Origin of the sequence: Jiangella anatolica, assembly GCF_003236295.1 — a bacterium.
GTDB lineage: Bacteria > Actinomycetota > Actinomycetes > Jiangellales > Jiangellaceae > Jiangella > Jiangella anatolica.
Genome location: NZ_POTW01000023.1, coordinates 68591 through 78614, shown reverse-complemented (window position 1 = coordinate 78614; position 10024 = coordinate 68591). Strand labels below are relative to the sequence as shown.

Genomic DNA, 10024 nt, shown 5'->3' with positions numbered 1-10024 from the left:
CACGCCACCACCGTCTGCAGCACCGACCGGCCCGGCTGCTCGCCGAGTCCGAGCGCCGCCGCGACCGCCGCCGGGACACCCTCGCCGTCCGCGACCGGCACGAGGTCGGCGTACCAGGCGCCGCCGGTGAACCGCTCCGCCACGTCCGAGGACGAGGCGACCGCCAGCGCGAGCCGGGTCTTGCCGACGCCGCCGGGCCCGACGGCCGTCACCAGCCGCTGCGACGTGATCGCGGACACGAGCGCCGCCCGCTCCTCCGCCCGTCCGACGAACGACGTCAGCGCGGCGGGCAGCGCGGGAGCGGCGGCGCCGGGCGCGACCACCGACGGCGCCAGGGACGCCAGCGCACGCCGGTCGCTCGCGCCGAACTTGCGCAGCAGCGCCGACACGTGGCTCTCCACGGTCCGCACGGAGATGACGAACCGGGCCGCGATCTCGGCGTTGGTCAGATGCTCACCGAGCGCCGCGAGCACCTCGGCCTCACGCGCCGAGATCTCCGGAACCGCCACCGGGCCATTGTGCCTAACTGACCGGCGCCGCCGTGCTCTCCCGGGTGATCAGGCTGGTGGACAGCTCGATCCGCAGCGGCTGGTCGGTGCCCGGCGGATCGAGGACGGTGCGGATTGCGAGCCGGGCCATCTCCAGCAGCGGCTGCCGCACCGTCGTCAGCGCCGGCGACACCCACTCGCACAGCGCGACGTCGTCGAAGCCGACGACGCTGAGCTGGTCCGGGATCCGCAGCCCGCGCCGGTGCGCCTCGGTGTAGACGCCGGTGGCCTGCAGGTCCGAGCCGGCGAAGATGGCCGTCGGCGGGTCGGGAAGGTCCAGCAGCGCCCGGGCCGCGGTCGTGCCGCCGCCGGGGCGGAAGTCGCCGTAGCGGACCAGCGAGTCGTCCAGCGGCAGCCCGGCCCGGCCGAGCGCCGCCCGGTAGCCCTCCAGCCGCTGCTGGCTGCAGACGAGGTCCGGAGGGCCGGTGATGACGCCGATGCGACGGTGCCCGAGCCCGATCAGGTGCTCGGTCGCGGCCAGCGCGCCGGCCCAGTTCGTGACGCCGACGGTGGGGATCGCCGGGTCGAACCCGCCGACCGGGTCGACCAGCACGAACGGGATGCCGGCCGCGGTGAGCCGGCGCGCGCCGCCGGGCGGCAGCGGCGCCAGCGCGAGCAGGACGCCGTCGGACCGGCGGGCGGTGACGGTGTCCAGCCAGCTCGCGTCGCCGCGGCCCTCGGTGGACGTGACGACGACGGCGGCGCCGGCGCGGCGGGCCTCCTGCTCGGCGCCGCGCAGCACGTCCATCGACCAGGGCGTGTTCAGCTCGGAGATGACCAGGTCGATGAGGCCGGTCCGCTCCTCGACCCGGGTGCCGCGGCGCTCGTAGCCGCGCGCGTCGAGCAGGTCCTGCACCCGCTCCCGGGTGGCCGGCGCGACCTCCGTCCGGCCGTTGAGCACCTTGCTCACCGTCGCCTCGGAGACGCCGGCCTCGCGGGCGATCTCGGCGATCGTCACCCGGGTGTTCGTCATGGCGCCGGACGCCGCCGGACGTCGTCGCGCGCGCCGACCAGCCACGACATCGCCTCGACGCCCTCGACGACGGGGTTGGCGAGGACGCCGACGCCGCCGACCTCGATCCGCACGACGTCGCCGGCCACCAGCGTCCACGGCGCGGCCGGCACCAGGCACGTCCCCGTCGACAGCACCGCGCCGTCGGGGAACGCGTCGGCCCGGACCAGGAACGACACCAGCTCGTCGAACCTGCGCCGCAGCAGCGACGTGCTCGCCGTGCCCGACCAGGACTCCTCACCGGCCCGGGTGATCGACATCGACACCGGCAGCGCGTACGGGTCCGGCACCTCCCACGCCGGCCGGATGCCCGGGCCGACGGCGCACGCGCCGAGGTACGCCTTGGCCTGCGGCAGGTAGAGCGGGTTCTCGCCCTCGATGGTGCGCGACGAGACGTCGTTGCAGACGGTGTACCCGGCGATCTCGCCATGCGCGGTGACGACGACGGCGACCTCCGGCTCCGGCACGTCGATGCGGGAGTCGGCACGGACGGCGATCGGCTCGCCGTCGCCGACCACGCGCCAGGCGACGGACTTGAAGAACAGCTCCGGCCGCTCGGCGTCGTAGACCAGCTCGTAGACCGACGCGGCCCGCTCGCTCTCCTCGACCCGCGCCTCCTCGGACACCTTGTACGTGACGCCGCAGGCCCACACCTCGGTCGCGCCGTCGACCGGCGGCAGCAGCGCGACGTCGGCGACCGGGAACGCGGCGCCCGACGCGCCCTCGACGACGGACCGCAGCGACGCGAGCGGCAGCCGCCACAGCTCACCGAGCGTCGCCACCCCGTCGATCGTGGTGACGGTGCTGTCGTCGAGCACGCCGACGCTCGCGGCCGGCGACGCGGCCGTGGCGAACCTGACCAGCAACACAGGGCTCTCCGTCCGCTCTGGGCTCAGTGGGACTCGCGCGGCACGGCGGCGCCGCGCGAGCCGACGAGGAAGTCGAAGTCGGCGCCCTGGTCGGCCTGCAGGACGTGCTGGGTGTAGAGCCAGCCGTAGCCGCTGCCGTGGACGGCCTCGGCGGGCTTCCACGCCTCCCGCCGCCGCGCGAGCTCGTCGTCGTCGACGTCCAGGGTGATGGTGCGGGCCGGCACGTCGAGGGTGACGGTGTCGCCGGTGCGCACCAGCGCCAGCGGCCCACCGATCGCGGACTCCGGGGTGACGTGCAGGACGACGGTGCCGTAGCCGGTGCCGCTCATCCGCCCGTCGCAGACCCGGACCATGTCCGTGACCCCGGCCTGGAGCAGCTTGGTCGGGATGGGGACGTTGGACACCTCGGGCATGCCCGGGTAGCCGCGCGGCCCGGAGCCGCGGATCACGATGACGTCGTCGGCGGCGATGTCGAGGTCGGGGTCGTCGCACACCGCGTGGTAGGCCTCCGGGGTGTCGAACACGACCGCCCGCCCGGTGTGCTGCAGCAGCCCGGGCGACGCCGCGGACTGCTTCACCACGGCTCCGCCCGGCGCCAGGTTCCCGCGCAGCACCGCCGTGCCGGACCCGGCCGGCTGCAGCGGCTCGGACATCGGCCGGATGACCTCGCGGTTCCAGCACTGGGCCGACGCGACGTTCGCCCCCATGGACCGGCCGGTGACCGTCAGGGCGTCACCGTCGAGCAGGCCCTCCTCCGCGAGGTCGCGCAGCACCACCGGCAGCCCACCGGCGTAGCAGAAGTCCTCCATGAGGAACCGGCCCGACGGCATCAGGTCGACCACGGTGGGCACCGGCCGGGCCAGCTCGTCGAAGTCGTCCAGCGACAGCTCGACACCGAGCCGGCCGGCGATCGCGAGCAGGTGGATGATCGCGTTCGTCGACCCGCCGATCGCGGCGTTGGCCCGGATCGCGTTCTCGAACGCCGCCCGGGTCATGATCGCGCTGGGCCGCAGGTCCTCCTCGACCATGGTGACGATCCGCCGGCCGGCCTCCTGCGCGGTCTCGTAGCGGCGCATGTCCACGGCCGGCCACGTCGCCGAGCCGGGCAGCTGCATACCCAGCGCCTCGGCCACGCACGCCATCGTCGACGCCGTCCCCATCGTCATGCAGTGACCGTTGGAGCGGGCCATGCAGCCCTCGGCCTCGAACGCCTCGGCCTGGGTCATCCGCCCGGCCTTGAGCTCCTCCTCGAACTTCCACACGTGGGTGCCCGAGCCGACGTCCTGGCCGCGGAACTTGCCCGACAGCATCGGCCCGCCGGTCACCATGATCGCCGGCAGGTCGACGCTGGCCGCGCCCATGAGCAGCCCCGGCGTGGTCTTGTCGCAGCCGGACAGCAGCACGACGCCGTCGAGCGGGTTGGCCCGGATCAGCTCCTCGGCCTGCAGCGCCAGCAGGTTCCGGTAGAACATCGCGGTCGGCCGCAGCAGCGTCTCGCCGGTCGCCATGACCGGGAACACCAGCGGGAACCCGCCGGCCTGCCACACGCCGCGCTTGACCGCGTCGGCGACGCGGTCCAGATGCGCGTTGCACGGCGCCAGCTCCGACCAGGTCGACGCGATGCCGATGACCGGCCGCCCATCGAACACGTCCGGGCCGAAGCCCTGGTTGCGCATCCAGGACCGGTAGATCATGCCGGATCGGCCGGCGGCGCCGAACCAGGCCTGGCTGCGGCGGACAACGTCGTGCGTCACGGTCACCCCCGAAAGTTTCGGAGCGCTCACCGTAACGAGCGTCACAGCCACACGTCAATGGCTCGCCATCAACCCACGTCCAACCCTTGCGGTTGTCCGACACACGGGCTTAATGTGTCGACCATTCGTGGAAACTTTCGGCTGGAGGACTGGCGCATGAACGACTACACCCCCACCCGCGAAGACAGGTTCTCCTTCGGCCTGTGGACGGTCGGCTGGGAGGGGGTCGACGTCTTCGGCGGCGCGGTCCGGCCGCGGCTGGACCCGGCCACCGCCGTGCACAAGCTGGCCGAGCTCGGCGCCTACGGCATCACCTTCCACGACAACGACGTGATCCCGTTCGGCGCGTCGGCGGCCGAGCGCGACGCCGCGCTGAAGCCGTTCCGCGCCGCGCTGGACGAGACCGGCCTGCAGGTGCCGATGGTCACCACCAATCTGTTCTCGCACCCGGTCTTCCGCGACGGCGGGTTCACCAACAACGACCGCGACGTGCGCCGCTTCGCCATCCGCAAGGCAGCCGACCAGATCGACCTGGGCGCTGAGCTCGGCGCGAAGGTGTTCGTCGCGTGGGGCGGCCGCGAGGGCGCGGAGTCCGGCGCCGCGAAGGACATCCGGGCCGCGCTGGACCGCTACAAGGAGGCGTTCGACCTCCTCGGCCAGTACATCCTCGACCGCGGCTACGACCTGCGCGTGGCCATCGAGCCGAAGCCGAACGAGCCGCGCGGCGACATCCTGCTGCCGACCATCGGCCACGCGATCGCGTTCATCAACGAGCTCGAGCACCCGGAGCTGGTCGGCCTCAACCCCGAGGTGGGGCACGAGGAGATGGCGTCGATGAACTACGCGCACGGCATCGCGCAGGCGCTGTGGCACGGCAAGCTCTTCCACATCGACCTCAACGGCCAGACCGGCCCGCGCTACGACCAGGACTTCCGCTTCGGCGCCGGCAACGCCCGCGGCGCGTTCTGGACCGTCGACGTCATCGAGTCCGGCGGCTACGACGGCCCGCGGCACTTCGACTTCAAGCCGCCGCGCACCGAGGACATGGACGGCGTGTGGGCGTCGGCGGCCGGCTGCATGCGCAACTACCTGATCCTGCGGGAGAAGACCGCGGCGTTCCGGGCCGACCCGGAGGTCCAGGAGGCGCTGGCGGCGGCCCGGCTGGACCAGCTGGCCACGCCGACGGCGGCGCCCGGCGAGACCGTCGACTCGCTGCGTGCGGACGAGTTCGACCCCGAGGAGGCGGCCCAGCGCGGCATGGCGTTCGAGCGGCTGGACCAGCTGGCGCTGGACTACTTGTACGGAGTGCGCTGAGATCGAGGGGTGGGCTGGTTCCTTCTCGGCGCCCCGTGGGACTGCTCGGCATCCGGACGGGGTGAGGCGGGCGCGCCCGCCGCGCTGCGGGCCACCGGGCTGACCTCGCTGGTCGAGACGGACCTCGGCGACGCGGACACCGTCATCTCCGGTGGTGTCCGGGACGCGGAGACCGGCGTGCTGGCGCTGCCCTCGACACTGGCGGCGGCGCGGTCGCTGACGGCGTCGCTGACCGCCGCGCTGCGGGACCGGCCCGGCTCGCGCCCGCTGGTCGTGGGCGGCGACTGCAGCCTGCTGCTCGGCGTCATCCCCGCGGTGCGGCCGGCCGGGCTGTGGTTCGTCGACGGCCACCCCGACTACCTCGACGGCGCGACGTCGGACACCGGCGAGACCGCCGACATGGAGCTCGCGATCCTGACCGGCGACGGCGCGCCGGCGCTAGCCTCGCTGGCCGGCGCCGCGCCGATGCTGGAACCGTCCGCCGTCGTCCTGCTCGGACATCGGACCGAGGACCTGGACCCGGCGTCGGCCGCCGAGGTGGCCCGGCTGCCCGACGCCATGCACCGGATCGCCGCGCCGGAGCTGCTGGCCGGCCCGGCGGCCGCCGGGCGGGCGGCGGCCGGTCTCCTCGACGGCGACGGCGTCTGGCTGCACGTCGACCTGGACGTGCTCGATCCGTCCGCGCTGCCCGCCGTGTCGTACCCGCAGCTGGGCGGCCCATCGTGGGACGAGTTGGCCGAGGTGCTCGCGCCGCTGGCGGCGTCGCCGCGGCTGCTGGGCGTCAGCGTCACCGACTTCCGTGCCGACCTCGACCCGTCCGGCGAGTACGCCGAACGCATCGTGGAGTTGCTGCGCGGGATCGTACGATGAGCGCGCACACCCACATGGAGTAGATCAGTGGCAGATCGCCTGGCTGGGACCGGGAGGGCGCAGGTTCGAGTCCTGCCTCCATGTCGACTGCAGGCCGACCGGATGGGGGTCTCGTGCGCGGCTACGCCTTCGGCCAGTTCCGTCGCGCGCTGCGGGTGGCGATCGAGCACGACGACCCGGCAGTCCGGGAACGGTCGCTGGCCAAGGCCGGGCGCTGGCACGCGGTGCTCGACGGGATGGCCCGCGGCCGGCTGAGAGTCGGCTCGCGCTCTCCGGTCGCCGATGTCCCGGCCTGGGTGACGCTCGAGGTCGTGCACGGCGGCTTCGCGACCGGCCGGCTGCTGGCCGAGCGGCCGGTCGGCGAGCGGCCGAACCGCTGGTATCTGGGCGACGACGGGCAGGCCGAGCTGCTGGCCGTGCTGGAGTCCGGCCGGTATCGCGTCGAGCTGCCTGAGGACGCCGCGCTGCCGACGGTCGCCTGGCTGCTGGCGCAAGGGCACCACGAGGCCGCGCTCGACCTCGTCGCCGAACTGTGGCCCTGGCTGGACCGGCTCCGGTTCACCCCGCCGCCCGCCGCGACCGCGCCTGCGGACGGCACGTCGGTGCACCTGGAACCGGTGGGCGCGGTCCGGGCGTCGTTTCGGGCGCGGAGGGTGCCGCCGCGGATCGACGCGATGCGCGCGACGCTGGCGGCCGCGCCGCTGTACGACCGGCTGGTCGAGCTGTGGTGCGACACGGTCGAAGGACCGCTGCCGGAGCTCGACGGCGACGGCGGGGTCCGCGGCGGCTGGCCGTGCCGGCGCTGGCCGTCGGACTGGGCGGAGCGTCGCGCCGACTGGTTGGCCGACGCCGCCGCGCTGCCGCCCCGCCATCCCAGGAGCAACGCCGCCCGGCTACGGGCCGCGCTCGAACGCTGCCCCCTGGACAGCTCGGAGCTCACCGGCCGCGACGTCGGCTGGATCCGGCGCGCGATCGCGAACACCGTCACCGCGCGCGGCGCGCCGGGCTCGCCGCGGCGAGCCGCGCTGCGCGCCGTCCAGGCCGACGTCGCCGCCCGGCCGACGCACGCCGCGATCGCGCGGGTGCTCGCGGACCGGCTGGAGCCGTACCCGGCCGACGACGGCGTGCCGTCCGTCGACGCCGTCACCGACGGGCAGCCGGTGCCGCGCAGGCTGGTCGCGAAGGTCGAGCGGGCCTGGGCGGCGCCCGTCGACACGCTGGTCGAGCGGGGCGTGATCGGCTCCGGCGACGTGCTCGCGGAGGTGCTGCCGCAGCTGACCGGGCCCTTGCTGGCCGCCGGGTTCGACGATCCCGCGCTGCGCCGGCTGTACGCGCAGACCTACGCCGCGTTCCGCCGCCGGCGCGGGCTGCTGCTGCTGAACCTGGAGCACCAGGTCCGGTTCGAGGAGTTGCCCTGGGTGAGCGCGGTCGAGGCGCTGCGGGCGCCGGTGACCGACGCCGCCCGGGCGACGCTGCGACGGACGGCGCTGCTCGCGCTGACCGCGTTCCCGCAGGCGATCCTGCCGAACCCGCTGGTGCGCGAGCTGGGCGCCCTCGTGGCGCACGCCGATGTGCGGCTGCCGCTGGTCGAGGAGGTCGCGGCGGACATCTTCATGGGCGCGTTCACCCGCAAGTGGCACGACGCGGCCGCGCTCGCCAGCACCGAACTGGCCGGCACGCTGTATGCCCGTTACTACGACCTGCCCGACGCGGCGTACTGGCGCGCCCACGAGCCGCCGCCGGACCCGCCCGGCCCGGACGGCCCGGACGCGCGCCCCGTCACCGCCGATGCGTTCGCCGCACTGTGCGCCGAGCGCGCGGCCGAGGCCCGCACCGGCGGCGGCAGCCACGTCGCCGTCAACGGCACGACGATCGAGCAGAGCCAGATCCTCACCACGCACAACCTCGCGGCCCTGCTGCGCGTGCTGGACCCGCACGAGCTGCGGGCCGCCGCACCCGACCTGACCGAGCGAGTCTTCGCCTGGCTGGTCGGCCGGCTGGCGCAGTCCGCGCCCGACCGGCACGCCGCGCTGATCGCGGTCAAGAACGCCGCCTACGCCTGGCGGCAGGCGATCTTCTTCGCCTCCCTCTGCTCCGGCGAGGACCAGCGCGCCGCCGTCGACCGGCTGCGCACCGACGCCGAGACCGCCGGCTTGACCCGCCTCCGTCCGGCCGTCGACGGGCTGGAGCACGTGCTGGCCGGCGGCCGGTTCGCACCGGACGGGACGGCGCCCGGCGGCGGGCGGCGGCTGCTCGGCTGGGCCGCCGGCCCGCACTGGTACCTCGAGGGCTAGAGCTCCGGCGGATCGAAGCCACGCGCGGCGATGACGTCGCGGTACCAGTGCGCCGACCGCTTCGGCGTGCGCACCAGCGTCCGGGTGTCGACGTGGTACAGGCCGAACCGCTGGCCGAACCCGGCGGACCACTCGTAGTTGTCCAGGAGCGACCACAGATAGTAGCCGCGCACGTCGGCGCCCTCCTCGATCGCCTTCGCGATCCAGGACAGGAAGCCGGCGACGTACCGGATCCGCTCGACGTCGTCGATCGGGTGCGCCACGTCGTCGCCGAGGGTGTCGGACACGCCGTTCTCCGTCACGTAGATCGGCCGGTCGAAGCCGTACTCTCCGGTGACCATGTTGATCGCGTCGTAGACGCTCTTGGGGTAGAACTCCATCCCGTTGTCGAGGAAGTTCCCGCCCGGATGCCCGTCGCCGGCCACCCACCAGCGCGGATCGTCGTCCTCCGCGCTGGTGACGACCCGCGAGTAGACGTTGAGGCCGAGGTAGTCGACCGGGGTGGTGATGAGTTCGAAGTCCTCCGGCCGGGTCTCCGGCATGACGCCGCGCTCGGTCAGCCGCCGCACCAGCCGGTCCCGGTAGCCGCCGAGCAGCAGCGGGTCGAGGAAGAACCGGAAGGTCTCGTCCTCGCCTCGCTCGACCGCGTCGTGGTCGGCGACGGTCGGCCGGGCCGGGTGCCGCTTCCAGATGTCGATGACGACACCGATCTCCGCGTCCGGGTCGCCCGACGCGCGGAACGCCTCGACCCCGCGGCCGTGCGCCAGCAGCGCGTTGTGCATCGCCTGCCGGCCGGCCCGCTCGTCCGTCCGCCCCGGCGCGAACGTCCCCATGCCGTAGCCGACCCAGAGCGCGATCGGCTCGTTCAGCGTGCTCCACCGCGGCACCAGCCCGCGGAACTCGTCGAACACCAGCGCGGCGTAGTCGGCGAACCAGCCGGCGACGTCGCGGTTCGGCCAGCCGCCGCGGTCCTCCAGGGCCTGCGGCAGGTCCCAGTGGTACAGCGTGACGTTCGGCGCGATGCCCGCCTCCAGCAACTCGTCGACCAGGGCCTTGTAGAAGTCCAGGCCCTTCCGGTTCACCGCGCCGGTGCCGTCGGGCATGATCCGCGGCCAGCTCAACGAGAACCGGTAGCTGTCCACGCCCAGGTCCTTGAGCAGCGCGACGTCCTCGCGGAACCGGTGGTAGTGGTCGCAGGCGACGTCGCCGGGAATGTCGTCGTGGACCTTCCCCGGCGTGTGGCCGAAGGTGTCCCAGATGGACGGGCCCTTCCCGTCGGCGTCCCAGGCGCCCTCGATCTGGAAGGCGCTGGTGGCGACGCCGAACTGGAAGCCGCCGGGGAAGGTGATGCCTGGCACGTGGA

General features: G+C 74.0%; 8 protein-coding genes and 1 tRNA gene. 4 read left to right on the top strand and 5 right to left on the bottom strand.

Annotated elements, in window-relative coordinates:
* The 4 genes from C1I92_RS12040 to C1I92_RS12025 all read right to left on the bottom strand — a co-directional run.
* On the bottom strand, window positions 1-509 hold a 509-nt coding region (locus C1I92_RS12040), incomplete at its 3' end, for a response regulator transcription factor (protein ID WP_199521161.1).
* A 13-nt stretch (window positions 510-522) separates the two neighbouring features.
* Window positions 523-1566: a LacI family DNA-binding transcriptional regulator gene (locus C1I92_RS12035; protein WP_199521160.1), complete on the bottom strand. Its 1044-nt coding sequence runs from the start codon at window positions 1564-1566 to the stop codon at window positions 523-525.
* The gene (locus tag C1I92_RS12030; RefSeq protein ID WP_111254897.1) at window positions 1518-2429 is read right to left on the bottom strand and encodes a fumarylacetoacetate hydrolase family protein; all 912 of its coding nucleotides are present in this window, start codon (window positions 2427-2429) and stop codon (window positions 1518-1520) included. The genes C1I92_RS12035 and C1I92_RS12030 overlap by 49 nt, the downstream gene beginning before the upstream one ends.
* 23 nt (window positions 2430-2452) lie before the next feature.
* A complete protein-coding gene (locus tag C1I92_RS12025) occupies window positions 2453-4123 on the bottom strand; it encodes an IlvD/Edd family dehydratase (RefSeq protein ID WP_111254904.1) in 1671 nt (556 codons plus the stop codon).
* A gap of 216 nt (window positions 4124-4339) precedes the next feature.
* Here C1I92_RS12025 and xylA point away from each other — a divergent pair, with 216 nt between their 5' ends.
* The 4 genes from xylA (at window position 4340) to C1I92_RS12005 (ending at window position 8661) form a co-directional block, all read left to right on the top strand.
* Complete coding sequence (gene xylA, locus C1I92_RS12020) at window positions 4340-5497, top strand: xylose isomerase (protein ID WP_111254896.1); 1158 nt, start codon at window positions 4340-4342, stop codon at window positions 5495-5497.
* Window positions 5498-5506: 9 nt separating this feature from the next.
* Entirely contained in the window at window positions 5507-6367 is an 861-nt protein-coding gene (locus C1I92_RS12015; RefSeq protein WP_111254895.1) for an arginase family protein, read from the top strand.
* A gap of 13 nt (window positions 6368-6380) precedes the next feature.
* Window positions 6381-6451, top strand: a tRNA-OTHER gene (locus tag C1I92_RS12010).
* A gap of 29 nt (window positions 6452-6480) precedes the next feature.
* Window positions 6481-8661 carry a hypothetical protein gene (locus tag C1I92_RS12005; RefSeq protein ID WP_233506931.1) on the top strand — a complete coding sequence of 727 codons (2181 nt, stop codon included), beginning with the start codon at window positions 6481-6483 and terminating at the stop codon, window positions 8659-8661.
* On the opposite strand, the gene C1I92_RS12000 is transcribed toward C1I92_RS12005, so the two are convergent.
* A complete protein-coding gene (locus tag C1I92_RS12000) occupies window positions 8658-10019 on the bottom strand; it encodes a GH1 family beta-glucosidase (RefSeq protein ID WP_199521159.1) in 1362 nt (453 codons plus the stop codon). The genes C1I92_RS12005 and C1I92_RS12000 overlap by 4 nt on opposite strands.
* Window positions 10020-10024: the final 5 nt, after the last annotated feature.